This window comes from Paenibacillus sp. NPDC055715, assembly GCF_053617595.1.
Map to the genome: position 1 here is coordinate 483,881 of NZ_JBSHGA010000001.1, position 26,806 is coordinate 510,686.

General features: G+C 50.9%; 24 protein-coding genes. 11 read left to right on the plus strand and 13 right to left on the minus strand.

What is annotated here, in order from left to right; all coding sequences use genetic code 11:
- Window positions 1-89: 89 nt before the first annotated feature.
- From pyk to ACWGOO_RS02295, 6 genes are all read right to left on the minus strand, one after another.
- Window positions 90-1,520, minus strand: a complete 1,431-nt coding sequence (gene pyk, locus ACWGOO_RS02270) for a pyruvate kinase (RefSeq protein WP_452481134.1) — start codon at window positions 1,518-1,520, stop codon at window positions 90-92.
- Between the two features lie 121 nt (window positions 1,521-1,641).
- Window positions 1,642-2,625 carry an acetyl-CoA carboxylase carboxyltransferase subunit alpha gene (locus tag ACWGOO_RS02275; protein ID WP_452481136.1) on the minus strand — a complete coding sequence of 328 codons (984 nt, stop codon included), beginning with the start codon at window positions 2,623-2,625 and terminating at the stop codon, window positions 1,642-1,644.
- Complete coding sequence (accD, locus tag ACWGOO_RS02280; RefSeq protein WP_452481138.1) at window positions 2,626-3,519, minus strand: acetyl-CoA carboxylase, carboxyltransferase subunit beta; 894 nt, start codon at window positions 3,517-3,519, stop codon at window positions 2,626-2,628.
- Window positions 3,520-3,699: 180 nt separating this feature from the next.
- Complete coding sequence (locus ACWGOO_RS02285) at window positions 3,700-3,888, minus strand: glutamate decarboxylase (RefSeq protein WP_452481140.1); 189 nt, start codon at window positions 3,886-3,888, stop codon at window positions 3,700-3,702.
- A gap of 153 nt (window positions 3,889-4,041) precedes the next feature.
- Complete coding sequence (locus ACWGOO_RS02290; protein WP_452481142.1) at window positions 4,042-4,539, minus strand: phosphatidylglycerophosphatase A family protein; 498 nt, start codon at window positions 4,537-4,539, stop codon at window positions 4,042-4,044.
- A gap of 166 nt (window positions 4,540-4,705) precedes the next feature.
- Window positions 4,706-8,404: a DNA polymerase III subunit alpha gene (locus tag ACWGOO_RS02295; protein ID WP_452481144.1), complete on the minus strand. Its 3,699-nt coding sequence runs from the start codon at window positions 8,402-8,404 to the stop codon at window positions 4,706-4,708.
- A gap of 137 nt (window positions 8,405-8,541) precedes the next feature.
- Between ACWGOO_RS02295 and ACWGOO_RS02300 the strand changes: the two genes are divergently transcribed.
- Both ACWGOO_RS02300 and ACWGOO_RS02305 read left to right on the plus strand, forming a co-directional pair.
- Window positions 8,542-8,871 (plus strand): YtrH family sporulation protein, encoded by a 330-nt coding sequence (locus tag ACWGOO_RS02300; protein ID WP_013309582.1) that lies wholly within the window; start codon window positions 8,542-8,544, stop codon window positions 8,869-8,871.
- A gap of 12 nt (window positions 8,872-8,883) precedes the next feature.
- Window positions 8,884-9,381 carry a hypothetical protein gene (locus tag ACWGOO_RS02305; RefSeq protein ID WP_452481146.1) on the plus strand — a complete coding sequence of 166 codons (498 nt, stop codon included), beginning with the start codon at window positions 8,884-8,886 and terminating at the stop codon, window positions 9,379-9,381.
- Between the two features lie 41 nt (window positions 9,382-9,422).
- Here the strand turns inward: ACWGOO_RS02305 and ACWGOO_RS02310 are convergent, their stop codons facing one another.
- The 3 genes from ACWGOO_RS02310 to ACWGOO_RS02320 all read right to left on the minus strand — a co-directional run bounded on the left by ACWGOO_RS02310 (window position 9,423) and on the right by ACWGOO_RS02320 (window position 11,660).
- The gene (locus tag ACWGOO_RS02310) at window positions 9,423-10,757 is read right to left on the minus strand and encodes a DRTGG domain-containing protein (RefSeq protein ID WP_452481148.1); all 1,335 of its coding nucleotides are present in this window, start codon (window positions 10,755-10,757) and stop codon (window positions 9,423-9,425) included.
- A 201-nt stretch (window positions 10,758-10,958) separates the two neighbouring features.
- Window positions 10,959-11,243 carry a hypothetical protein gene (locus tag ACWGOO_RS02315; protein WP_452481150.1) on the minus strand — a complete coding sequence of 95 codons (285 nt, stop codon included), beginning with the start codon at window positions 11,241-11,243 and terminating at the stop codon, window positions 10,959-10,961.
- A gap of 72 nt (window positions 11,244-11,315) precedes the next feature.
- Window positions 11,316-11,660, minus strand: coding sequence for a YlbF family regulator (locus ACWGOO_RS02320; protein ID WP_452481152.1), 345 nt, complete (start codon window positions 11,658-11,660; stop codon window positions 11,316-11,318).
- A 163-nt stretch (window positions 11,661-11,823) separates the two neighbouring features.
- On the opposite strand from ACWGOO_RS02320, the gene ACWGOO_RS02325 reads away from it, so the two are divergent.
- The 6 genes from ACWGOO_RS02325 to ACWGOO_RS02350 are packed head-to-tail and all read left to right on the plus strand — an operon-like array spanning window position 11,824 to window position 18,599.
- Window positions 11,824-13,194 (plus strand): YheC/YheD family endospore coat-associated protein, encoded by a 1,371-nt coding sequence (locus ACWGOO_RS02325; protein WP_452481154.1) that lies wholly within the window; start codon window positions 11,824-11,826, stop codon window positions 13,192-13,194.
- A 44-nt stretch (window positions 13,195-13,238) separates the two neighbouring features.
- Entirely contained in the window at window positions 13,239-14,393 is a 1,155-nt protein-coding gene (locus ACWGOO_RS02330; protein ID WP_452481156.1) for a YheC/YheD family endospore coat-associated protein, read from the plus strand.
- Window positions 14,394-14,405: 12 nt separating this feature from the next.
- On the plus strand, window positions 14,406-15,776 hold the full coding sequence (locus tag ACWGOO_RS02335) for a YheC/YheD family endospore coat-associated protein (protein ID WP_452481158.1): 1,371 nt from the start codon (window positions 14,406-14,408) through the stop codon (window positions 15,774-15,776).
- Complete coding sequence (locus ACWGOO_RS02340) at window positions 15,773-16,882, plus strand: YheC/YheD family endospore coat-associated protein (protein WP_452481160.1); 1,110 nt, start codon at window positions 15,773-15,775, stop codon at window positions 16,880-16,882. Before ACWGOO_RS02335 ends, ACWGOO_RS02340 begins: the two co-directional genes overlap by 4 nt.
- Before the next feature lie 17 nt (window positions 16,883-16,899).
- Window positions 16,900-17,415, plus strand: coding sequence for a GNAT family N-acetyltransferase (locus tag ACWGOO_RS02345; protein ID WP_452481162.1), 516 nt, complete (start codon window positions 16,900-16,902; stop codon window positions 17,413-17,415).
- Window positions 17,397-18,599, plus strand: coding sequence for a YheC/YheD family endospore coat-associated protein (locus ACWGOO_RS02350; RefSeq protein WP_452481164.1), 1,203 nt, complete (start codon window positions 17,397-17,399; stop codon window positions 18,597-18,599). The genes ACWGOO_RS02345 and ACWGOO_RS02350 overlap by 19 nt, the downstream gene beginning before the upstream one ends.
- Before the next feature lie 102 nt (window positions 18,600-18,701).
- Here the strand turns inward: ACWGOO_RS02350 and ACWGOO_RS02355 are convergent, their stop codons facing one another.
- From ACWGOO_RS02355 to ACWGOO_RS02365, 3 genes are all read right to left on the minus strand, one after another.
- Window positions 18,702-19,403 (minus strand): HAD family hydrolase, encoded by a 702-nt coding sequence (locus tag ACWGOO_RS02355; protein ID WP_452481166.1) that lies wholly within the window; start codon window positions 19,401-19,403, stop codon window positions 18,702-18,704.
- An 84-nt stretch (window positions 19,404-19,487) separates the two neighbouring features.
- Window positions 19,488-20,150 carry a class I SAM-dependent methyltransferase gene (locus tag ACWGOO_RS02360; protein WP_452481168.1) on the minus strand — a complete coding sequence of 221 codons (663 nt, stop codon included), beginning with the start codon at window positions 20,148-20,150 and terminating at the stop codon, window positions 19,488-19,490.
- Between the two features lie 69 nt (window positions 20,151-20,219).
- Window positions 20,220-23,045, minus strand: coding sequence for a methyltransferase domain-containing protein (locus ACWGOO_RS02365; RefSeq protein WP_452481170.1), 2,826 nt, complete (start codon window positions 23,043-23,045; stop codon window positions 20,220-20,222).
- Between the two features lie 101 nt (window positions 23,046-23,146).
- Here ACWGOO_RS02365 and ACWGOO_RS02370 point away from each other — a divergent pair, with 101 nt between their 5' ends.
- The gene (locus ACWGOO_RS02370; protein WP_452481172.1) at window positions 23,147-24,103 is read left to right on the plus strand and encodes a hypothetical protein; all 957 of its coding nucleotides are present in this window, start codon (window positions 23,147-23,149) and stop codon (window positions 24,101-24,103) included.
- Between the two features lie 9 nt (window positions 24,104-24,112).
- Here the strand turns inward: ACWGOO_RS02370 and ACWGOO_RS02375 are convergent, their stop codons facing one another.
- Window positions 24,113-25,189: a glycosyltransferase gene (locus ACWGOO_RS02375; RefSeq protein WP_452481173.1), complete on the minus strand. Its 1,077-nt coding sequence runs from the start codon at window positions 25,187-25,189 to the stop codon at window positions 24,113-24,115.
- 165 nt (window positions 25,190-25,354) lie between these two features.
- On the opposite strand from ACWGOO_RS02375, the gene ACWGOO_RS02380 reads away from it, so the two are divergent.
- Window positions 25,355-26,428: a glycosyltransferase gene (locus ACWGOO_RS02380; RefSeq protein WP_452481175.1), complete on the plus strand. Its 1,074-nt coding sequence runs from the start codon at window positions 25,355-25,357 to the stop codon at window positions 26,426-26,428.
- Entirely contained in the window at window positions 26,319-26,753 is a 435-nt protein-coding gene (locus tag ACWGOO_RS02385) for a BclA C-terminal domain-containing protein (protein ID WP_452481177.1), read from the plus strand. The genes ACWGOO_RS02380 and ACWGOO_RS02385 overlap by 110 nt, the downstream gene beginning before the upstream one ends.
- Window positions 26,754-26,806: the final 53 nt, after the last annotated feature.

Here is a 26,806-nt window from a genome sequence, read left to right on the forward strand (position 1 = left end):
AAAAGAACATCCAAGTCATAAATGACTTGAATGCTCTCGCTGCTGTACCTAAAAGATGCAGCTTGTCTGTCATTCCGAACAAGCTAAAGTTACGCTTGTGCTGGAACGCAGCTAATTTTAATCAGGTTCGTAGATCCAGAAGAACCGAGCGGTATACCTGCGGTAATCACAACCAAATCGCCCTCTTTAATGAAACCAGATTTGCGACCGCCTTCCAGCGCATTGTCAAACAGGTTGTCTGTTGTGTCAACGATGGGTCTGCCTTGTACTGCATGTACGCCCCAGATCAGAGCTAAGTGGCGAACTGTTCTTTCCTGCGTTGTCACAGCAATAATCGGAGCTTCTGGACGGTATTTGGAAATCATACGTGCCGTTGTTCCGCTTTGTGTGGACGTCAGGATCGCTTTGGCATGTAGGTCAAGCGCAGAAATAGAAACGGATTGGCTAATCGCTTCCGTAATACTAACTTCCTGAGCCGTTCTTTGTTTTTGGAACAAATCGCGGTAGTTCAGAGCGGATTCTGCTTTCTCTGCAATACGGGACATCGTCAATACAGATTCTACCGGATATCTACCCGCAGCTGTTTCGCCGGACAGCATAATGGCATCTGTTCCGTCAAAAATGGCATTCGCTACGTCACTCGCTTCCGCACGAGTCGGACGCGGGTTACGTTGCATGGAATCCAGCATTTGTGTTGCGGTAATAACAGGCTTGCCCGCTACATTACACTTGGTAATCATCAATTTTTGCGCCAATGGTACTTCTTCAGCAGGAATTTCAACACCGAGGTCACCACGGGCAACCATCAGGCCATCCGAAGCTTCCAAAATTTCGTCCAAATTATCGACACCTTGCTGATTTTCGATTTTGGAAATGATTTGAATGTGATTTGCATTATGCTTCACCAGCAATTCACGAATTTCCAGTACATCACTCGCTTTACGAACAAAAGAAGCTGCGATGAAATCAACGTCCTGTTCAATACCGAAAGTGATGTCGTTAGCATCCTTTTCTGTAATGCCAGGCAAGGAAATGTTCACGCCGGGAACATTGACGCCTTTCTTGCTCTTGATCGTTCCGCCATTGACAATGCGGCATTTGATTTCACTGCCCGATACTTCAATAACGGTGAGTCCGATCAGACCATCGTCGATCAGAATGGTGGAGCCGGGCTCCACGTCCGAGGGAAGATCCTGGTACGTAACGGAAATACGATCTCTCGTACCGAGAATTTCTTCCGTTGTCAGCGTAATATACTCGTCCTGAACAAGCTCAATAGGTTCAACTTCGAGCTTTCCTGTCCGGATTTCCGGCCCCTTCGTATCGAGCAAAATAGCAACGCTTTTGTTAAGCTCCTTACAAGCTTGGCGGATATTTTTGATCCGGTTGCCATGCTCCTCGAAATCACCGTGAGAGAAATTCAGGCGGGCTACGTTCATACCAGCCAAAATCAGCTTCTTCAAATTCTCCAATGACTCACTGGAAGGACCGATGGTACATACAATCTTAGTTTTGCGCATTTGGGTTTTTCCTCCCTTTTCAAAGGTGCTACTTTATATCTTTTCCCAACTATTAAATCTACTACACTTTTTCCTATTTGTATAGGAAGTTCGTCACATCTATTTTCCCGTTTCTAGCGTATTACAACATGGGGTCTGGTTCTGAAGTTTTTAAATAGTTATATTGACCTATTTTTCGGAATTTTTGATACCGATCTTCCCTCAATTCGTCACAGTTCATATTCAAAAGGTCGGCCAAGTGGCGTTGCAGCGACTCCTTGATAGCAGCAGCGGTTACTTCATAGTTACGATGCGCGCCCCCCTTCGGCTCCGGCACGATATCCTCAATAACCTTCATGCGCAGGAGGTCATTCGCCGTAATCTTCATGGCCTCGGCAGCCTGATCCGCCTTGGAAGCATCCTTCCACAGAATCGAAGCCGCTCCATTTGGAGAAATGGCCGAGTAAATGGCATGCTCCAGCATCAGCACACGGTTGCCGACGGCAAACGCAAGCGCGCCGCCGCTTCCACCCTCGCCGATGACCACACAAATAACAGGCACCGAAAGCTTTGCCATCTCCCGCAAATTGCGGGCAATCGCTTCCGATTGACCTCTCTCCTCTGCTGTATTACCCGGATAAGCGCCCTTCGTATCAATAAATGTAATGATTGGGCGTTTGAATTTGTCAGCCTGCTGCATAAGACGCAAGCCTTTACGGAATCCCTCCGGGTGCGCGCTCCCGAAAAACCGCGCAATGTTATCCTTCGTATCCTTGCCACGTTGCTGCCCAATGACGGTTACCGAAATACCATTCAGCTTGGCAATTCCACCCACGACCGCCAGATCGTCGCCATACAGGCGGTCGCCATGCAGTTCAATGAAATCCGTAAACACCTGCCCGATCAAATCAAGCGATGTCGGCCGCTGATGATGACGAGCCACGTGCATTTTTTGCGGTGCTGTAATGTTCGTATATATTTCTTCCTCCATCTGGAGATAACGTTCCTCCAGACGGTTAATTTCATCGGTAAAATCAATTTGCTTGTCCCGTCCGAATTGCTTGAGTTCTTCAATCTTCTGTCGCATCTCGACCAGGGGCTTTTCATAAGGCAATTCGCCAGCCATCTATTCCACCTCTTTCGCGCTGTGCAAATCGAGCAGTTGGCCAAGTGTATCGCGCAGTTCCTTGCGATGTACAACCATATCCAATTGTCCGTGCTGCAAATTAAATTCGGAGGTTTGAAAATCGTCCGGTAGCTTCTGTCTGATCGTCTGTTCGATCACGATACGTCCGGCAAAACCGAACACTGCCCCCGGCTCCGCGATGTTAATATCTCCAAGCGTAGCAAAGCTGGCGGATACTCCACCTGTAGTCGGATCGGTGATAACGGAAATATAGAGCAATCCCTGCTCGTCCATACGAGCGAGAGCCGCACTTGTTTTGGCCATCTGCATCAGGCTCAAAATACTTTCCTGCATACGCGCCCCACCAGAAGTGGAGAAAATAATAAGCGGAAGACGCTTGTCTATCGCCTGCTCAATGGCGCGGGTAATTTTCTCCCCGACGACCGACCCCATGCTGCCGGTGAAAAAGTCAAAACTCATCACTGCAACAACAGCCGGAAGCCCATGAATAAGCCCATCGCCCGTAATGACAGCCTCTCGCAAACCGGATTTCAGCATCTGCTGTTCCAGCTTGCTTGCATAACCTGGAAAACCCAGCGGATCAACCGAAATCATATCGGCATCATATTCTGTAAATGTATCTTCATCGAGCACCATGCGGATACGATCCATAGCGTTAAGACGCATATGGTATCCGCACATCGGGCACACTTTCAGATTTTTTTCCAACTCTTTACTGTATTGAATGCTTCCGCACTTGCCACATTTGGTCATAAGACCTTCGGGAATTTCCCGTTTAGGACGATCCGGTATGTCCGCTTGATCGCCGCTCAGCGCCCGTTTCGAAGGGATGGTCGCGTATTTACGCTTCTTTTGGAATAAATCTTTAAACACAACTACACCTCTCCAGCCGTTTATTTGTCAGCCGTAACCGATACAAGGTCCTCTGCCGTCTGTGCGGCACCTCTAGCATTATGTTTATAAACACGTCAACGCCTGTTTTGCAAAACATTACCGCCAATCGTGCATCCTTCGTTCCATTCATGCTGCTGTATCACTTCCACCGCTCCGTACTCAAGGGCGCAAAATCGAATTAAGCACTTCCTGTATTTCTTCGACTTCACCCGAAGGCACAAGTATCTCAAACTGCTGCTTGGACGCGCTGATGGCCCGGGCCTGCACCATGAAACCTTCTTCCGACAGTTTGAACTTAATCATGTCAGCCAGTCTGGCCGTCGGTGCAATATAGATCACCGTCCACATGCCTTGTTTCTACCCCCTAAGCCTCAAGTTTTGAGCCCATATAATAGATTCATGATAACATACCTTACTTTTTTCCCGCAACAAAAGCCCTCCTACTTGGTGAAGATCGGTCAGAGGGCCCAGAAAATCATTAACTCTGTTCGTGCAGGTGAATCAAGTGTCCAATGACGCGGGGTATTGCTTGGCATGAAGGCTGCGATGAGCAATGCGCGAAGAAGCGGCAGCAGCCAATCCGGCGACCAGATCGTCCAGAAATACATGAATACCGCTACCTTTACGGTTTAGCTGTTCAATGATTCCCGTCTTTTCTTTATCCAGATAACCAAAGCTGGTCAAGCCAATCATACCATATACGCTCGTTATCCCGAGGGCCAGTGTCTCGTCCACTCCATACAGGGGTTCATCTGCCTCCATAATGGCTTGCAGCGGCTGGGGAAGAAGTTTTCTTTCGGCCAGCTCATCAAGCGCAATCCCCGTGAACAGCGTATACTGCACTTCCCGCTTCTGCAAAACTGCCTTTACGCTGTCCACACATTCTTCAAGGGTCAAATGAGGGTAATATTTTAGCTGAAGCTGAAAAACAATGTCCGCAATGGACTCAATACTAATGCCTCTGCGAATTAACAGGGTTTCTGCGTATTCATAGGACATGATTTCCCTCCCGCCTTCACCATACAGTTCTGTCTTCCACCTTGCGGAACCTTATGATGTTAGATAAGTACTGATGTTCCTGTTCCGCCAGTGTTCCAAGTGTATGCGGAAGGGAAGGAAAATGTTCATTAAACCGTTACAATAAGGGCGGGTTAGCCTGTAACTATTATTTGACTTTCACCGTGCCTGCACCCAGCATTAATTCCATCCGGTCGAAAAGCTGAGGAGAAGGCTTGATGCTGTAAGCATCACTCAACGCCAGCAAACGCTGACTGCTCTCATAAAAGAGTACGATAGGCAACACACCGGGATGCTCCTGTAGCAGCGCCTTGAGGCTGACCAGCAAGCTGGCGTCCTCCTCGGCCTGGCGGGTGATTTTGACAAACACCCGCTGACGGGCTGTCTGCTCCGGGCTACGCGGAGCGGGGGCTTGTTCGCCGGGAGTCGCTTCCGTGACGTGCGGCGAAGTGCCCGTGGCCTGGCGAGCCGCCGAAACGGGCGGGACCGCTGGTGCCGTAGTCGGCTGCGCAGACGCCCCGGCTGCCGACGGCCTCGACGGCGCGCGCGGCGTTCCCCCACCGGGACTGCCAGCGGCAGAGCCAGCCGCTGACGCGGGCTTTCCGGCCGCGGTGGACGAACGCGCTCCGGCACGGCGGCGCTGGAGAAGCCGCGCCAGCGAATCCTCAGCCAGCGGGGCGGCCTCGTCCGCAAGGAGTTTGAAATGCTCGTCCTGGTGCTGCATTTTGGCACGAAGCGCAAGCAGCGCTCCCTTTTCAATCCACTGGTGGCTTCGCTTCCACACTTCGGGAAACAACACGACCTCGCAGCGCTCAATCTGATCCTCCAGCTCAATAAAGGCCATTGCCTTCCCCTGTTTGGTCGTAATTGTCTTGAGCGACACAACCATACCTGCGGTCACGACAACCGCTTCATCCGGCACATCGCCCAATTCCATCAGACGCTCTGCATCGCTGCTTTCCAGCAACGGCTCAAAATCATCCAGCGGATGCCCGGAAAGATACAGTCCCAACAGCTCACGTTCCAGCTCTAGCTGCTGACCCGCACTGAATTTCGGTACATCGGGATATTCGATATCCCAATGGGGCATTTCCACAAAACCGAACATATCAATTTGCAAATCATCACGTTCCTTGCGCCATTTGACCGCCGCATCCACCGTTTCATCCAGCATGGCAAGCAACTGCGCCCGATGACCCGGCAACGAGTCAAACGCTCCTGCCTGAATGAGCGATTCAATCACTCGCTTATTGCACACCCGCAAATCCACGCGGCGACAAAAATCGAGCAGGCTGTCAAAAGGACGCTCTTTGCGAACGGCGAGGATACTGTCCATCGCCTGCGTGCCGACATTTTTAATCGCGGCCAGTCCGAAGCGGATATTATCCTGCTGCAACGGGGTAAATAGCACCCCGCTTTCATTCACATCAGGCGGCAGAACTGCCATATCCATACGACGGCATTCCACGACATATTCCGCCACTTTCCGGTGGCTACCCATCACCGCTGTCAGCATGGAAGCCATAAACTGCACCGGATAATGGGCTTTGAGATACGCCGTCTGGAACGCCAGCACACCATAGGCAGCCGCATGTGCACGTGGAAATCCATAGTCCGCAAAACGGACAATCATATCGTAGACCCTTCCGGCTTCCTCTTCCGTGTACCCCTGCTTGACACTGCCCTCCACAAAATGACCACGCTCCAGGTCCAGCACTTCGCGCTTTTTCTTGGACACGGCGCGGCGCAGCAGATCAGCTTCTCCCAAGGAAAAGCCCGCCATACGCGAAGCAATCTGCATAATTTGCTCCTGATACACGATAATGCCGTACGTATCCTTCAAGATGGGCTCCAGATCAGGATGCGGATAATGAACCTCAATCTCTCCATGCTTGGCCTGAATAAAGTTAGGAATAAAGCCCATTGGACCCGGACGATACAAAGCCAATACAGAAATGATATCCTCGAACACACTTGGCTTTAGATCCTTGAGCACCCGGCGTACCCCCGCCGACTCCAGCTGGAACACACCCCCTGTGTCACCTTTGCCCAGCATGTTATAGGTATGGGGGTCATTGTCAGGGATGCTGCTAAAGTCAGGCGTTTCCCCATGTTCTTCGGTAATCCAATGCATACAGCGTTCAATAATAGAGAGAGTACGCAGTCCAAGAAAGTCCATTTTCAGCAGACCAATTCGCTCCAGGTTTTCCATCGAGTATTGCGTCAGGGGAACCCCTTCACTCCCTTCTTGAAGCGGAACTGCATCGGTCAGCGGAGTCCGCGAAATGACGACACCCGCTGCATGGGTCGAAGCATGACGTGGCATGCCTTCTACTTTAATCGCCATATCCAGCAGCTCGCGCGTCTTGGGCTTAGTTTCATACAGTGTCTTCAGCTCCGGGGTGATCTCAAGCGCATGACGGATATTAATTCCGAGCTGCGCCGGAATCAGCTTGGCCGCCTTGTCCACCTCGCCATACGGCACGTTCAACGCACGCCCAACGTCACGCACTGCGGCTCTGGCCGCCAGCGTTCCGAAGGTAATAATTTGCGCTACATGCTCGTTGCCATACTTCTGCACGACATAGTCGATAACCTCATCCCGACGTTCATCGCTGAAATCAATATCTATATCCGGCATGCTAATTCGTTCAGGATTCAGAAACCGTTCAAACAGCAGGTTATATTTCATCGGATCAACATTCGTGATATGAAGAACATAAGCGACCAGACTGCCCGCTGAGGAACCCCGTCCCGGGCCAGTAGCAATATTATGCTTATGAGCGAAAGCGATAAAATCCCACACGATCAGGAAATAATCGCTGAACCCCATACTGTCAATCGTGTTCAGCTCATAACTGAGCCGCTGCTCCAGCCGTTCCCGTTCCTCCGATTGTTCCCACGCCAGATCACTCCCATAACGACGCTCCAGCCCTTGCACACACAAACTGCGTAGATAGGACGAAGGAGTCATGCCTTCTGGCAGCGGACGATATTCAGGCAAAATAGATTGCCCAAATTCCAGCTCCAGTTCGCACTTTTCAGCAATACGCACCGTATTGTCGATCGCTTCCGCCACATGCGGGAACAAACGGGCCATGTCCTCCTGGCTTTTCAGGTACAACTGACGTGTCGGTATACGCAAACGCTCCTCGTCGTCGACCGTCTTGCCAGTTCCAATGCAGATCAGAACGTCTTGTACATCCGCATCCGGCTCGGTCAGGTAATGAACGTCATTCGTCGCTACCAGCGGAATATCCAGTTCCTTCGCCAACGCGATCAGAAGAGGATTTACGCGCTTTTGCTCCGACAGACCGTGATCCTGAAGCTCCAAATAAAAATCATCGCCAAATATGTTGCGGTAGCGTTCCGCCGCCCGCCTTGCTTCGGCTTCCCGGCCATGCAGCAAATGCTGCGGCACTTCACCGCCCAAACATGCGCTCAAGCATATGATGCCTTCATGATGGGTAGCTAGCGCTTCCATGTCGATGCGCGGCTTGTAGTGAAAGCCCTCCAAATGGCCGATAGAGCACAGCTTCATCAGATTTTGATAGCCTGTTTTATTTTTGGCGAGCAAAATTAAATGATATATGGGCTGATCCTTCCGGCTGCCACGCTCCTTGCGCGAGCCTGCCGTCATATAGGCCTCACACCCGATAATCGGCTTAATGCCGTTCTCCACACACGCTCTATAAAAAGGAATGGCACCATACATCACCCCGTGATCCGTAAGGGCCAGTGCCTTCATTCCGTAAGCTGATGCCTGTTTGACCAACTCCGCGGTACGAGCCGCGCCGTCCAGCAGGCTGTACTCGCTGTGAACATGCAAATGCACAAATGAACTCATGCGCTTCTCTTCCTTCCACCGCTTGTTTTTCTTCAAACTATTTTATCATATCCGCGTTGGTAGCGCCCATACAATAAAAGTACAGACCCGGGCGGACAAGCGCGGTCCTGATTCTTACACCTAAGGAGGAAAAGAGCATGAGCACTTTTATATCCAAAGCGATTCTCGACTTCTTCATTGCCTTCGGCATCGTGCTCGGGGGAGCCATGCTCGGCGGAATGGGAGCTGTAGTATCGCTTCAGCCGCCTACCCAGACGATGCTGGAGGTTGCCGGGAGAATTAAAATTTGGGCGCTTGCCGCCGCTGTGGGGGGAACGATGGACCCGATCCGGGTCATTGAGAGCAATATGCTGGATGGTAATTTGTCTCCTGCCATTAAGCAGATATTGTATTTGATTTTCGCCTTTTTAGGCGCTCATATGGGTGCAGAGCTGGTCAAGTGGGTGTGCGGCAACGGACGGCCGTGAGGTGAGACGACCATGAGAGTGCCCCCCTTTGAGCGCCTGCGCCCTTTTATGCAATTATCCTCCGTCTTCGTGCTAGGGATGATTACCGGAGCAATGGTCTATAATGCCATCTGGCACGCCAGCTTCAATGAGCTGTGGACGAACAATCAGGACCTCCAATTCCAGCTCCAGCAAGCGCAGGAGGACAATAGAACGCTGCGCAAATACAGCAAGCGCCAGACGGTTGTCAAAGAAATCAAATTAATCGCCGAAGAAACTTCGGTCGAGAAAATTGACTCTATTAATCTGAAGGAGCTTCTTCGCCGCGTCAGCCGGGATTTGGAGGTACTGCGAGGGCGGGACATGTTCGAGATTGACTCCGACAGCAAACTGGTACGCATGCTGCTTCACCAAAAAAAATACACCGTTCGTGACAAGGAGTATACAATCCAGGTCAAAACGATGCTCGTAATGGAAGGTGTGCTGCAAATTTGGCTGGAGGCAAAAGAAAGACTTCCGGAAAGTCATTGAGCTGTTCTATTCCGACTCCCCTCACCACACACGAATTGACACTAGCCGTGTTCAATGGAATGAAGTGTCATCACTGATTTGCACACTAATTGATTTTCCCGTGCAATTGTAATTTCCAGCTTGCAGGTGCGGCGGCTCGTTTCCAGCAACAACGGACGAAGGACTATGGCATCCTCGATCTGTACCGGTCTGATAAAGTAGGTCGTTAAATTGTCCAGCACATAATCATTCCCGCTCATGTCTCTGGCCGCCCGGTAGCCCGCTTGTGTCATCACGTTGACCAGCACGCCTTCCGAGATGGTGCCCAGATTGGTCGCCATCTGAGGAATAACGAAGCCACGAAAAAATAATGATCCGTCCTCATCACGCTCCTCGGCAAATCCGTTCCAGATCAGTTGGTCGAACGTCTCGCCAAGCTGTGGCTGCTTTTGGGCGTTGTGCAGTGCATCCAGTACCTCCCGTCGTGTAACGGAACCCAGTAGCTTGCGGTTACGGTCCACGATCGGTAAATAATCCACACCTTCCCACGCCATCATCTGCGCAGCCGAAGCGAGCGAGGTCTGGTAAGTCACGGTTACCGGATTGCGGATCAGACATTTGTCCATCGTATGCTCGGGTTGTAATCCCTCCACATCTTTGCGGCTGACAATACCGATCAAACGGTTCCATTCATCCACCACCGCAAAATGGTGATTTCCAGTCGTCACCGAAAGCTCTTCAAATTCGGTAAGGGTGCTGTTGATTTTCAAAGTCTGCGTCTTCGGTTTGCCTGCCGCGATGTCTTCAATCAGCATAATCTTCTTTTTGATCAAGCGGTCGAAAATCGCTCTATTAATCATAGAGGCCACCGTAAAAGTATCGTGACGCGAGGAAATGATCGGCAAACTGATCTGATCGGCCAGTTGCTTAACCTCCCGGCTCGTACCGAAGCCGCCTGTAATCAGCACGCCTGCTCCCTGTTCCAGTGCAAGGGAATGCGCATCCTCGCGGTTACCGACGATCAGCAAACTACCTGCATCAATGTATCGGGCCATAGCCTCTTCACGCATCGCTCCGATGACATACTTGTGCAAGGGCTTTTCCAGCCCCTCGCTTCCCCCCTGCACATGTCCATCTACGATATTCACAACATCCGCAAAGGTTAGCTGCTCGGACAACCCGCGCGGACGCTTTTCTACCCGCACCGTCCCGATCCGTTCCTTGGTAATGACAATCCCTAGGTTCTCCGCTTCCTTCAGGGCCCGGTAGGCCGTTCCTTCGCTGACGCTCATTTCCTTAGCCAACCTGCGCACAGAAATTTTGGAGCCTATTTTCAACTGCTCGATATGACGTAATAGCTGCTCATGCTTCGTAACCGTTTCATCTAGCCCGCCCAACTCTGTTACACCTCCAGCGTTCAATCTGTATCATTCTGTATCTATTATAGCACAAACCCCCGTCTTTTTAGTCCCTTCGTGAATCGCTACATATTAGCGCCGGAAATAGCAAAAAGCGGTCTCCTTTTTACAGGGACCGCTTCTTAACCATCACGGATCGGCAGCATCAGAGCATGCTTACGACAAGCCGGGAGGAAACCTTTATAGCGAGCTGCCTTTATCAGCTTCTTTATCCCATTTCATCTGCCACTGCTTCATTTTGGCCCGCCGCACACGCTCCAGCGTTTTCCGTTTTTCCTCATCCACGCCAAGCAAAAAGTGTAGATTCGCTCCGATGACAAGCAACGCAAACAATACCCATACGATACCGAAGCCGTTGACCCAGTTCAATCCGCCCGTAAGCGAGATGCGCGGCAACGCGGTAAGCACCATAGCCAGCGCAATCAGTATGTACAAGCCGTGTTTCCATTTTTTTAAAGTACCCAATGTTATCCCTTCCTCTCCCTGTGACTCTATGTATCTAGTCTATGAGAGGGCAGGAAAGAATATGAGACAAACTTACAGAGACGAACCGTACAAATGCTGAAGGCTGTCTGCGATAATTTTATTGACATCCTCAATGATCACACTAAGGCGGCGTTCGGCGTCGAACAGACGGCGGATATTCAGGTTCAGGCTAAGCACCTCGAACAGCTTTTCCATTTTTTCCATCTCTTCTTGTGCCGGCATATCACCGCTCATCATCCGCTGTTGTACTTCCATTTGGCGCTCGCGGAAATCGTCGAGCATTTTCTTGGCTTCCGGGTCGGTTTCAATCAGCTTCATCGCTGACGTAATTTCCTCCACCTCATTGCTTTCCTTCAACGCTTTTGCCAAGTCATGAGCTTTGTCATAGATATTCATATTCGTTATTTCCTCCAATTCAAATCATCGTGCAAACATTTCACATTGTCCGTCAATCACCAAGGGATATATGTCCTCATATGATGAATCAGTGCTATTACAGCCCCTTCACGTTTCCCGTTACTTTTAAGACATCAAGTTGCTGCCCGGAAGGAGATCCACGATGTCCATCAAAAAAACAAGGATTCAAATCATCGGATCGGGCATCTTGCAGGATGACGTACTCATGGTCGGCGAGTCCTTGCTTCGCAAATGGAAAATATCCGCAGGCCACCCCGTACAGCTCGCCTTCGGTTCGTTCCGCCAGCAGGTTACCGTCATTTCGGTACCCCGTTACAGCGGCCTACGTGTGGGAAGCGTGCTGGCCCGAAAAATGGGACTTCATGCCAACTGCGAGTTGCGAGTAACCTACAGCCGAGGACGCCGGACACTTCGAGTGGGCCCACTTATTAGCGTGCTGGTCAGTCGGGACTTTCCCGAACAGCCCGACAAGCCTTTCGGGTCGATCACCCTGTTCTGCCGTGAACTGATCGGGGAATGCCACAGACAAGGAGCATATGTGTATTTTTTCACCCCGGAGTATATCGGAAGTCAGCCCGGACGCGTTCAGGGATGGGTGTATGACGGAGGCTGGAAAAAGACGGTCATGCCCGCCGGGGATGTCGTCAATAACCGGCTTACCTCTCGTAAACTCGAGAACAGAACTAGCGTACAGCATTTTATGAAAGAAGTAAAATCGCAGTACGGCACGGCCATTTTCAATGAAAAGTTTCTCGACAAAAATGAAGTGTTTGATGCGCTTAAATCCAATTCATCCCTGCGCAAGTATTTACCCGAGTCTCATTTGCTGCAAACCTTTGCGGTCTTCAAAAAAATGTGCAACCAGTACCCCACCGTGTTTCTCAAACCCGTGCGGGGAAGTCTGGGCAAAGGCATTATGCGCATTACGAAGCAAGCCGATGGCACCTTTTGTGTACTGTCCACCACCGCCGGCGCACCACGAAAGCAAACGTATGCGAACATCGAAAAGCTGTACAAAGGCATGGCAGGAAAAATGAAAATGACGCGCTTCCAGCTGCAGCAGGGCCTTACCCTGATTGATCACGGCAAGCGTCCTGTTGACTTTCGTGCGCTTGTGCAGAAAAACGCCTCTGGCACATGGACCGTGACCTCCATCGTCGCCCGAATTGCCGGGGGCAGCCATTTTGTGTCCAATCTGGCGCGAGGTGGCACGCTGAGCACGGTTAAGGAGGCCTTGGCTAAAACCACGCTGCCTGCCTTAACCAAGTCGAACGGCCAGACCCATCTGAAGACAGCCGCGCTCGAAATTGCAAACGGAGTTGAGAAGGCGATTCCTGCCCATTTTGCGGAATTTGGTATTGATCTGGCGATTGACAGCACGGGACATATCTGGCTGCTGGAGGTCAACTCCAAACCGTCGAAAAACGACAATACGCCGTTAAATGATCAGAAAACTCGACCGTCCGTGAGAAAAATGATTGAATATTGCTGTTTTTCAGCCGGATTCAAATGAATCCGTCTCTTACGGAATCCGTCTACCAAAGGAGGCTGTTATCAGTGTCTCTTGTCATACCAGACACACTGGGCGTGCTCGTAAGCCGGAATCAGGCGGCGATTCCCCCGATTACCGAAGCGGAGTTTTGCCGCAGGCTAAGCCTGTTGGGCAGACGCTCCGGCCTTAACGTAATGGCGTTTACCGCCGAAGGAATTTCGCCTGAAGATCTCTCCATACGAGGTTATGCCTATCGTGACGGAGTATGGACATCTGGCCGCTTCCCCCTGCCGGATATTGTGTATAACCGCTGTTTCCATGCCCACGGGAGCCAAAACGCCGGGCACGCGCTGGAGCACATGGCAGAGCAGGAATCACGCAAGCTCATCTACTGGTCGCGTAACTTGCCCGGTAAGTGGCAAGTGTACCGTGCGCTGCACATGATAGATGAAGTGCGTCCCTTTGTGCCGCCTTCAGCGCCTTACCGGGACACAGCTCAGCTTGTGGAATGGCTGCACCGCCATTCGGCGCTATTTATGAAGCCCCAAGCCGGAATGCACGGCAAGGGCACGCTGTATCTCCGGCTATCGGACGGAGACACCGGACTGCTCGTACAGGGCAGGGACTCCCGAAACCGTCCGTTCCGGCGCTTGTTTTCCGATGTGGATGCCGGATTGTCATGGGTCGACGGGATAGCACGCCGACGCTCCTATATCATGCAGCCTTATTTAAAATTAACGAGCCAAAGTGGTCATCCCTTTGATGTCCGCGCGCTCATGCAAAAGGATGGAAACGGCTGCTGGCGCCTGACGGGCTTTGCCGTAAGAGAAGGCAGGAAAGGAACCCTGACTTCCAATCTGCACGGAGGGGGCGAAGCCCATCCGGCAGAACCTTACCTTCGTGAACAATATGGCGCAGACAGTACGCGTCTCATCATTGGGCAGATGATGGCGCTATCCCTGACCATTACCGGGGCGCTGGAGGAACGATATGGCCGCCTTGGCGAGCTGGGGATTGATTATGGCATTGATCGGAGTGGGAACATCTGGCTATTGGAGGTTAATTCCCGACCGGGTCGGGCTTCCTTTTTCCAGACCCGTCAGCCAGAGTGCGCTTTCCGGTCGGTCAATCGCCCGCTCGAATATGCCCGATATTTAATGACCCATTCCAAAGCGACGGGGTCAAAGGGCGCGGGCGCCTCCCTTGAACATACGGTATAGGAGGATAAACAGATGAGTTTAACGCATTGCAATGTGCATTTCTCACAGCAGCCCGACAAGGTGGCGTATATATCCACTGCCTTGTTGAAAAGCCTTAAATTATCCGGAACCAAGTCTATTCGTCTGCGGCTCGGTAAGGATCAGATTCCCGCCACAGTGAAACCGATTCAGAAGGCGGGACGCCATCTATACCTGACCTCAGGCTTACGTAATGCAATCCGTGTTCCCAAAAGCGGGTCCATCTATTTGCGGAATCTGGACGGAGATGTACAGCTCGGGCCGTTGATTGGCGTGCTGTCTGACGGCAACACCTCCCTCACCCGCCCTTTTGGCTCACGCACGGGCTTCATTAAGCAACTGCTAAAAGAAGGCAGCAATAAATCTTATATCTTCGCCTTCACTCCTCGGGATATCAACTGGCAGAACGATACGATTAACGGCTATTTCCTGTCATCAAGCGGGGGGTTTTCACGCAAAACCGTACCTTTACCAGACGTGATTTACAATCGGCTGCCGAGTCGTCGCTCTGATTTTTCCCCGGCAATCAATCAGCTGCGCGAACGCTTTTCCCGCAAACGGATTCCCTTTTTTAACTGGAGCTTCTTCAACAAATCGGATATCTATCATCTGCTGGAAAACAGTCCAGAGAGCAACCGCTATGTCCCCGAATCGTATATGAATCCCAGCTCTGAACGTATCCGGGGCATGCTGGAGCGTCATCAATTTGCTTATTACAAGCCAAGCGGAGGCAGTCTCGGCAAAGGAATTTACCGTCTCTCCCATGTTCCCAAGCAAGGTTATTATGTGAGGTACCGTAAGAAAAACAGCAATGTATTGCTGCGCTTCACCTCTTTTAACTCCATGCTTCGTATGCTTCACTCCAATCAGGGTCAGACGTTAAAGGGCTACGTCATTCAGCAGGGCATCCAGCTGATTGAGATTGACAATTGCCCGATTGATTTCCGATTTCATATGCACAAGAACGGCAATAACCAATGGGTCGTCGTCGGAATTGGAGCCAAAAAATCCGGACGCGGCAGTGTCACGACCCACATTAAAAATGGCGGCTCCCTCATGACACCCGAGCAGGCGCTGAACCGGGTATTCGGAGACCGAGCGGGTGAGGTGCTTCAGCGTGCCAAGAACGCAGCGGTTACGCTCGCAGAAGCCATCGAGTACCATCACCAGCATCTGCTGGGTGAAATCGGCTTCGATCTGGGCATTGACCAGCAGGAAAAGGTATGGATGTTCGAAGCCAACTCCAAGCCCGGGCGATCCATTTTTCAGCATCCATCGTTGCGTGCGGAGGGTAAAGCATCCGTGGAGCATATTTTGGACCACTGTCTTTACCTCAGTAAATTCCGCAGAAAAGAGGAACTATGAATACCCGGGCGCAGCAAAAACCAGTCGTTGCCGTATTGACCGTGCACGACCAAGAACAATTTTTCAAGGGTAATCAGCGCAATTTTAAGGATATTCTTGAAACCGGAACACGGATGGGCTATCAGGTGTACATCGTTACCGTCAGGGATCTGAAGCTGGCATCCGAAACGGTCAAGGGCTATATTTTTAGCAAAAGCTCACAGACGTGGGAGGAACAGAATTTCCCACTGCCGCAGGTCATTTATAATCGCATCCCGAACCGCAATTATGAGCTTAAAACCTCTGTGCGCACAAAGCTGGATGAAATTTCACATGCCTCTGGCATTGAGCTGTACAATCCGGGCTTTTTCAACAAATGGGAACTGTTCAAATGGCTCCGTGCCTCGGAATCCACTCGTCAGCTCGTTCCGGCAACCAAACGGTTAAGCAACCTGTCTTCCTTGGGAAAAATGCTGTCTGCGTATCCATACCTGTATCTCAAGCCGGAGAATGGTAAGGCCGGAAAAGGGATTATGATTCTCAAATGCCGGCCGGACCATCTGATGGCTTACAGGCTGACGATTCAGCATGACAAAAAAAGTGTAACCTACCGATCCGTATCGCTGTCCCGGCTGTGGGGTCGTATTCGCCGGGAAGCAGGCGCTTCGCCTTATATCATTCAGCAGGGTATCGAGCTGGCAACCTATCAGAAAAGGCCCTTCGACCTGCGGATCCTAGTGCAAAAAAACACCCGTGGCTCCTGGAGCATTACCGGAGTTGGTGCCAGACTGGCAGGTAAAGGGAGCATTACGACACATGTCCCTCGCGGCGGAAGTGTGGAGGACCCATTCAAGCTGCTGTCTGCGTTGTTTGGGCCTGAAAGCAGCACGGTCTTGCTGAACAAGATCAAAAGTACAGCCATTCAGATCGCACGCCAAATTGAACGCGGCTCCGGCCTTTCCCATGGGGAAATGTCTATGGATTTGGGGGTGGATACGCTCGGTATTCCCTGGTTTTTTGAAGCCAACGCCAAACCCATGAAATTCGACGAGCCGGAAATTCGTCAAAAATCGCTGAGACGCATATTCCAGTACAGCTCCTATTTGGCCGAACGAATGAAATTATGAGTCAAGGAAGTGGAATCATGCCGCAAATTAGCGATGTTCAACATTTGCCTGCCCGGAGCTGGCTGCTGAGACGACGGCAGCTGCTATTTCTGGCCCGTAGCTCGGGCGGCATGCGTATTACCCGCAATGCCTTGCGGCAGCTAGCCGTTTTAACGCCGGAGCAATTACAATCCCCAGGCTCCTCCCTCCTGTGCGCTTATCTGCGCACGGAGCAAGGACTGCGGATTGCAGGATTTTGCCTCGCACTGAATTACGGTGAAGATGCGTGCATCGTGATCGTTCGTCCGCTTTACCGGGGCCGCAGACTGGGCGCTAGACTGCTGTCCGCCCAGCTCAAACAGCTGCGTCGCCTGACGTGCAGCGTGGCCGCCGACAATATGGCCAGTCTCAAAACCTGCTTTCGCGCAGGACTTGTTGCGAATGAAATGACGACTGGACCGACCGGAAAGCCCACCCTCGTATTTCGCGGGAAGCTGTCCGAAGATGAGCAGACGGCAGAGGAAGGTGGAATGCTGTGCCAAAACCTGTCCTAGGCATCATGACCTTATATTTGAACAACAAAAAGCAATTGGAGGAACGCGCCATATATGAGCGCATGATTACAGAAGGTAAAAGACTGGGGCTGGATATGTATGTATTCACTCCCGCCGATGTCCACAAGGATCGCAAGTTGCTCCTTGCCCAAATGTACGATCCGCATAGCGGCAAATGGACCCTGAAATGGCGGGAATTCCCGGATATGATTTTCGACCGTTGCCGGGTACAGCGCAGTGAACGGTATCATCAATTAAAGCAATTTCGGGTGCAATATACGGATCTCGTATATTTAAACCGGCCGCTGAGTAACAAATGGGCCATTCATCAGCAGCTTGCGAGAAGGGCCGCCTTTCGGCCCCATCTGCCCGAAACGGAGCCGTTCGTAGGATTTCATAGTGTACAGCGGATGCTCAAAAAGAATTCACTGGTCTACCTCAAGCCGATTAACGGTACGGGGGGGCGTGGTATTTTGCGCATTGAGCCTGTTAACAAGCAAAGGGGCCTGTATCTGATCGAGGGCCGCAATCGCAAACGTCATATTATTCCTCAGCAACGGGTGCGCCTGGACCGTCTGGAGCCGCGTCTGAGCAGTTGGAACATGGATAATTACATTGTACAGGAAGGTATTCCCGTGCAACTGCCGAATGGCAGGGTTCATGATTATCGCATGCTGGTGCAAAAAAATGGCCAGGGGACATGGGAGTTAACTGGATGCGCAGGACGGATCGGGGCACATCGCAGCGTCACTTCCAACCTGCATGGCGGAGGCAAGGCGGTACCGATGAATCAACTGCTGACACAATGGATTCGTGATGAAGATCAGAGAAAGAAGATCACCAAGCAAGGGGAAAAGCTCGGGCTGGATATCGCTGCTTATCTGGAGGAAAGCTACGGGGCATTGTGCGAGCTTGCGCTCGATTTGGCGATCAACAAGGACGGTCACATTTACGTACTGGAGGTCAATCCGAAGCCAGCACGCGAGGTATTTGCGCGTATTGGTGAAAAAGAAACCTACCGCCGTTCTATCGCCAAACCCATGGAATACGCCTTATGGGTCTATCACACACAAATTAATCCAAAACCTCTGATGGACCACAACACAGAGAGCAAAACCGAGAGCAAAATTGAGAGCAAAATTGAGAGCAAAATTGAGAATAACGCAAAGGAAGGCTCCGCGTAAAAGCGGACGCCTTCCTTGTTTTGCCATTTATTCGATTAACCTCGCATATTTTTTATATGGATATGTCAAGCATTCCTATAACCAGTAACCTGCGCTTCGTAGCTACTCGGCGTTTTTATAAAGTGTGAGCAGCTGCGTGAAGTCCGTAATAATCGCATCGGAACCCTTCAACTCGTCGTTTACGCCAAATCCAGCGTAGGCGCAGCCGATGACTGTTTGTCCGTTCTTTTGGCCTGCCTCCACATCGGAAGATCGGTCACCTATCATCCATACGTTCGAAATCCCGTGCTTGCTCAACAAAATCTCCAGCAAATGCACTTTGGAAAGTGTGCTGTATTCACCAGCGCTATACAGTCCTTCAAAAATCGGGACCATTTCATATGCAGCCGCTATCCCTTTTACATAATCCTCCAGGCCATTACTGGCTACGAACAACCGAACACCCTGCTTGTGGAGGGTTTGGAGCGTTTCTTTTACATGTGGATACAGGGCATGACTTCCGCTCTTCAATCCCTCCAGCTCCAACTGGAGCAGCAGCTCGTCCGCTCTTCTGTGAGCCGCTTCGCTGGCTTCCGGCATCACTCTTCTCCAGATTTCATCCAGCAGCATACCCAAACTATTCAAAATAAGCTTCTCGGGCGGCGTCTCTCCTTCAAAAAGCCCTTCGGCGCGCAGCGTATCAAACAGCTTGTGGTACGCAGGAAGCAGCAACGTCTCCGTCTGAAAAAGTGTACCGTCCATATCAAATACCATAGCCTCAGGTTTCTTCAACACAGGTGCATTGTTCATGTAGTTGTCAGTCATTCCTCTCCTATGTAGGTTTACAGTTCCGACCCCTCTCATGATAAGTAATAAGAGGGGTCCGTGTAAACCTCATTGCGCATATCGTTAACTATTGTATTTTTTCAAAACAGCCCTGAAACAATGCAAACCGCCCCACAAATCCGTGTGCAAGGCGTCTGGCGGAAGATTGAGATCAACGTCGCTCCAGTACGAAAACCCCGCCTGATCCATCCATTGCTCCATCGCGGACAGATTAACCGTAGGGTAATCAAAGGTCAGCAAAAGCATCCCGTCATCCCGCAAAGTCCGGTGAAATTCACGCAGGGCAGCTAACGAGTCATCAGGGGTTAGATGCTCCAGCATTGATATACATACAATTTTGTCAAAACTGGCCGCCTCATAAGGCAAGGCGGTTAAATTAGCATGCGCAGAGTGAAGACGAATCGGTAAAATTTCCTGAACACGCTCGGCAGCCTCCTCTCCGATATCCCGGCGCACCTCGGCCAATATGGCATCCACGGAAACGATCCTCATATCCAGATCGCAGGCATAGGCCTGAGCGCAGCGCCGGGCCAGCTCAAACTTGAACGGATGCGGAATACCACATGCCGCGTCAAGCACCGTATCCTGCCCGGACATAAAGTGCAGACACCACTCATACTCATAGGGACGACTCCACCAGCTTTGGGGCAGCCTGTAGATCAGGCTGGAGGTATTGGGGTCAGAATGCACGAAAAAACGGGAGAGGTACGGAGCAGCAGCGTTCATGGATATAGCCCCCTTTTTTAAATGAAAGGTGCAACGGTATGGGTCAGACCGTATATTCCCCCAGCCAGCTCAGATCACCTTTGCCACACAGCATAGCTCATGACCGCGTTTCTCACCTTGAAGTTTGGCCAACAGTCCCATCCGCTCCGTGAAAGTAAGCTCGCCATACAAGGGATGCACCTCTATCAAGGCGTCCAGACCGGAAGGAAGCTGACGGGTGAACAGGGCCACCGGGCGCAGACCGGACTTCGCCAGCAAACGTGTCAGCGTGTGCTCTGAATAATGATACAAATGATCTTCCTCGGTAAATAAAGGCGACTGAGCACCGTAAGCCTCATTTGTAAACGAGTTTTTGTTGGGTACTGTAATATATAACGTTCCATCCGGTTGAAGCTGCTCGCGTAAATCCGTTAAAAATGCTACCGGGTCTGCAATATGCTCCAGCACATGCCAGCATGCAACGGCCTCATATTTGTGATCCCGCGATAAGGCAGCATCTCCCTCTGTTTCTGGCGCTTCATTCGCCGCTTCTTCTTCTGTTTCTGTTTCTGTTTGTGTTTCTGTATCGCCATTCCAGTAGCCCGGCAGCAGATCCACGTCATATTTGTATTTGGCATATGCCCGCGAGTCTATGGAAGGCTCAATGCCCACAGCATTCCATCCACTCTGAAGGGCAGCATGAATAAATTCTCCCGTACCTGATCCAATTTCCAGCAAATTTCCTTTACCGGGACTGAACATATCCAGCAGCATGAGTCCGAAAAGAGCATGATCCCCGTAGGTCGAAGCGGCTGCACTATCGCGCATGGCGACCCATTTGACGTTATAAATATCTGCGATCATATCCTCAGGCTGTATACGATCCACATCATTGCGGAAAATAAGTCCACAGGAGCCACATCCTATCAATGTAAAATGTTCATACCGATGGAACATCGCCGTATTGGACGAGCCGCACAGTTTGCATGCCATGCCCTGTTCTTCTCCCTTCCCTTTTCCATAAAGTGAGCTCTCTATTTCGCCTTTGGTAAGAGTATGGGAGCCAATAATAGCATGAACACCGGCAATCGCATCTTGGATATTCGCTCCCGTATTCACATCGGATTTTACACCACCAGTGTCTCCGGATTCAGCTTCATGTTTATTTTTCACATCATCCCGGTCTGGGTCTATCCAGAGACTGAGACGGGGAGTTGGGTCCAATATGGACTCATATTGTTCCTTCCACCCATAACGGGCATCCGGGTCCAGTTGTTGATAACGTTCGTATTTAGCTGTGCGAATAGCTGGTGTGTACCAACCCCAGTGCTGGATACGATAGTCGCTAATTTCACTAGGAAGCTCAAGCACATTATCGGGAAATCTCCCACAGTGCAAGAATTGCTCCTTCCATTTATAAGGGAAGCTATCCCGGTAGCGTGTCAAAAAAGGGCGGTAATAACGATGAGCCTGCCAGTAATCATCATCGCGGTAATGCATAGAAGACCACATATCAAACAGCCTGAAACAAAGGGTATCGGCTTTCGTTCCGGCTAATAAAGCATGCACACCTTGGGCAAATCGGGATTCAAACATTTCGTCAGCATCCATGTTTAAAATCCATTCCGGAGAAGATACCAGCGTCTCTCTCCACTGCTGCTTCCGAAGCTCCACTTCATTCGTAAAGGAGGCCCTTTCATTACGGACCAAACGCAGTGGAATCCCCTTTAGCAGATCCCGGCACAATTCAGCGCTATCATCACGGCTGCCATCATCAATAATGACCGCTTCATCAATATATTCCCGATGACTTCGGAGCACTTCTGCGAGCTTGCGATCTGCCTCATTGTATACCGTCATGCTCAGCGTCAGTTTGGACCTGGAGACAGGCGGAGCATGAAGCTCACTATGTCGTGGACCGGAGAAAGCTGGTGGCACGACAAAAGAATCCGCAGCATCCTTTGCGAAGACAGCAGACTCGCGAAGATCCGGTGGAATGGTAATATCAGGGGATGCAGAGGCAGTGTTGGATGGATAATTTTCTGAAATATCTGAAGTTTTGGAAGTGACTGAAGTTTTTTCGTCGACCGTATTAGCAGCGCCCTGCGTATGGCCATTCAGGGTCAATAGCAGTTGTTCTGCCTTGATGCGGTCCGCTTCCCGATACAAATGCATCGCCGGATAGTGCGTATCCACAAAAAGTGGAAACCCGTACGCCGCCGCCCGAATACAAAAATGTCGATCCTCTCCCCAAAAGGAAACGTTCGGGATTTTACCAAAGTGAATTCCCGCTTTCAGCGCCCGTCTGCGGATTAAGGTACAAGCGCCCAAACCGCCTACCTCATACAAGCCCGGAACATGCAACTGGTGTAAAAAATGCAACTCGCGTTGTGCTCGCTCCTCTGCTGACAATACCTCGCCTTCTTCACGGTGAAACAAATTATATTCGTCACTGACCCACACCTGAGGCAATAGTGCCCCTTCCGGCTGCCAACGTGTCCAGAAAATCTCGGATACGATATCCTTCTCCGTCTCGACCAGTCTGCATAAGGTGCGGGAATGGAGAATCAGGTCTGAATCGACCAAAAATAGTGCGTCGTAATGGTGCTGAAGCGCGTAGTTAATGAGACGATTTTTGAACCCGGCCACTTTCCAGACGAGAGAAGGCGGCCAATAATGGGTATGCTCATCCCTTCGGTTCTCCACTTGCTGCAAGCCTGTCAACAAGGGCAAAACCTGCCCCGGCAGCCGATTGGCAAAATCAACAAGCCATTGGCTTGAAGCTGGATTGTCATTATCATCGACAAACAAATAATCCGGCAGCACATCGGGTGCTTCCAGCCGCTCCAAAGCTTGAAGAAATAAAGCTAATATTTCGGGCTTCTGATGCACCGGGCTGCCGATTAATATACGCATGAGTCGACGCCTCCCATCAGGTGGAAGCCTCATAACCGTTCCTCCTGCTTGCTCTGACGCATACGATAATTGCGATGAAGCGATAAGGGAGTGAGCGTGATATGAATGGCCTTACACCTGGAAATATCGATGAAAACAACATCAATGCACTGCTTGCCTGCATCGCCTTTCAAGAGCTGTCATTAAGTCACCTGATTAATGCTGAAGGTGAAAAAATACAATATGCCGTCGGGACCCTTCCCGGCCTTACACCACCCGCAGGAAGCATTGCCGAACTGCTGGAGGTAAATAACAGCGTACAATCGGTTCTGAATTGTACGTTGTTAAACGAGCTTGCCCTGCTGGCTCAGCTCCAGTGCCTGCTCAATCCGCTAAGCATTACCGGAACGAGCTGTTGTTTTCCGGTTGGAAGCACTGGAGCTACTGGGGCTACGGGTGACACCGGAGCCACGGGAGCGACAGGCGGCACAGGCGCCACGGGCACTGCGGGCGCGACTGGGCCTACTGGAGTTACGGGTGACACGGGCGTTATTGGTGCGACTGGCGCGACCGGAGCTACGGGTGACACCGGGGCCACAGGCATCGCGGGCGCTACCGGACCCACCGGAGCTACGGGCATCGCGGGCGCTACCGGGCCTACCGGGGCCACTGGGGGTTTAGCCAGCGCACTCAGCCGTACCAATGCGGGACCCAATACCATCCTGCTGGGAGGCGCTATCCCCTTTGCTATAGCGGGTGCTTCTACAGGAACGTTTATCACCGTCGTCAACAACACTACTTTTGGCCTGACCCAGGCAGGTCTTTACAAAGTAAGTCTGGTGCTCAGCACAGCGACCCTGACTCTGCTGTCTACCATCACTCCCTCATTCACCGGAACAGCCGCTCCCAGCCCGGGAAGCTACTCTTTCCCAGCGGTTCTAGCAGGTGGCGAAATCGTCGCATCCCTGCTGTTTCGGGTTACGGTACCCGGAAATTTACAATTTCTCGTATCCGGATTGACCTTATCACTGGCTGGAGGGACCAGTTCGATGATTGTCATCGAGTATATTTCCGCCTAGCTCTCTTCTTCAAACCTGGGCGGTCAGAACCTGTTCTGATAACGCCCCTCCTTTTTCAGCAGCTTCCAAGGTGGCCTGTGCTTCTACAGGCCGCCCCATTTTTGCCAAACAGATGGACATGTAGTACAAAGCATAGCTGCTACCGACTCCTCGCAAGGTCACATATTTCCATGAGTCGTCGCCCATACGCAGACATTTTTCGAATTCATAATATGCCTCCAGCAATAGCCCCTGATCCAACAGATACAATGCTTTATAAAAATACATGTCTACATAGTCCGGGTACAGTTGCAGTGCCTTGTCGATTCCTGGCCATATGCCCTTCAGGCTACCATGACGAATTAAGGTATCATACTTTAGTTTGTAAACAAGCGCGGGCGGCAGCTTACCCTGTTCCAGAAAACCTTTAATCGCCAAATTAATCAGTTCAAATGCCCGCTCCCATTGCTGCAAACGGCTGTATTCACTCGCTAAATGGTAATCACACCACGGGTCATATCCGTCCTGTGCCTTTTCCTGTTCCAACAGCCGAATATTCCGCTTTGACTTTTCCTTCACTTCTACGACCTTTTCTGCATACCCATAGTGATATACCGTCACGGGCAGCAGTGGAGCTTCTGGAACATCCTGTTTTCCCTCCGGAGGTTGCAGCCTTTCATGAATATCACGCACAAACTGATACCCGATATCATTGCGGAACAAACGAATTTGCGGACAACTGTATACAAAACCGTCCATCTCGTTCAGTACCTTCAAAGCAGCCGTGTCTGCACGGATCGCCTTTACAAACTCGCGCAGCTGTCCACTCTCACCGTGATCCAGTTCCTCATCCGCATCCAGCCATAAAATCCACTCCCCGGTGGCACGCCCTATTCCCGCATTTCTTGCTTTCGAAAAGCTGTCATCCCATTCGCGCGAATCAACGGATGCCCCCATAGAACGACAAATGTCCATTGTCTCATCCGTGGATCCCGTATCCGTAATAATGATCTCATCCACAACGTCCCTGGCGCTTTGCAAGCAAGCTTCGATCCGTTCCGCTTCATTTTTTACAATCATGCACAGTGAAATGAACGGCCGGCTCATATCATCCCCCCTTGCATCAGACTTTGATTTTCTAATCTATTAGAGCGCTACCCAATTTATGATCATCTCCATACCTTCACTCGTTCAACCTAAATTGCTACATAATGAGCAAGCTATCCTAATAAAATGGAGATTATACCAAGTTTTTTGGGAGGGACAAAGAGCATGGTAACCGTCAGCTTATGCATGATTGTCAAAAATGAAGAAGAAGCACTTCACGCCTGCCTCAAATCAGTCCATGATCTGGTGGATGAAATCATAATCGTCGATACCGGCTCTACCGACCGCACCCAGGAGGTAGCCGCATCGTTCAATGCCCGGATATACGATTTTGAATGGTGCGATGATTTTTCCGCAGCTCGCAACTATGCATTTGATCAGGCAACACAGGACTATGAATTTTGGCTGGATGCCGACGACATCCTGGAAGAACAAGACCGACTGGTATTTCTCGACTGGAAAAAGCAAGCCACCCTCTCGTATGACAGCATTACGATGGATTACGTGCTGTCCGTAGATGAACAAGGGCAGCCGCTGCATAAGCTCAAAAGAAACCGGATTGTGCGCCGAGATCGTAATTTCAGATGGATCGGCTTTGTGCATGAATTCCTGCATGTGACCGGAAGCACCTTTCACAGCAATATGGCAGTGACTCATAAAAAGACACGTGCTTACACCGACCGAAATTTGCACATATACCTCAAGCACCGGGAGCAGGGCACTGTATTTTCTGAACGAGATCACTACTATTTTGGCAATGAACTGTATGACAACGGACGGACGGTAGAAGCCATACAACAGTACGAACACTATCTAAGTCTGAATCAGGGATGGATCGAAGACCGAATTGCTGCTTGCTTTAAGCTTGCGGATTGTTACGGCCGCCAAGGTCAAAAACAGGAGCAGCGCATGGCGCTGCTTCGCACGCTTAATCTCGATGCACCACGCGCCCAGTTCTGCTGTGCTTTTGGCAATTTGTTGATTGAAGCGGAACAGCATACTCAAGCCATTTATTGGTTTCGTCAGGCTACACTGATCGAACCACCACAAGATGCGATGGCCTTAACCAATTCGTCCTATTACACATGGCTCCCGCACTTGCAATTATGTCTGTGTTACGACCGGATGGGTGACACCGATAAAGCAAAGCTGCATCACCGTATGGCCCAGTTACACCATCCTACTCATCCCAGCATTATATATAACGAGCAATATTTCGCACAGCTTGAACAGGGATGAGGAAGACAGGTGCCTGATTACCGTTCTGCTCGGTGGAACGAATGTGTTTTTTTCAGGCCCGCCTCAGACGCTGAGCGGAGGCATTACCATTAACGGAACAAATGATGTAGTGACCCTGGCCAGCGCCGGAACCTACTACATCGCTTATGAGTTGAACACAACAGTGGGTCTTCTTCTGATCAGCCGTTTGCTTATTAATGGGGTGCAAGCTCCAGGCTCCGTTCTGTCTCCCGTGATCACGCTGTCCTCTTACAACAATACGGTTATCGTGAACGTAGCCGCCGCAACAACAGGCGCGTCACTAACCATCATCCGACTTAATTAAGATGTCATGATCTGCAACTGGCTCAGTACCTTTCCTGATCCGTTTCCGGAGAT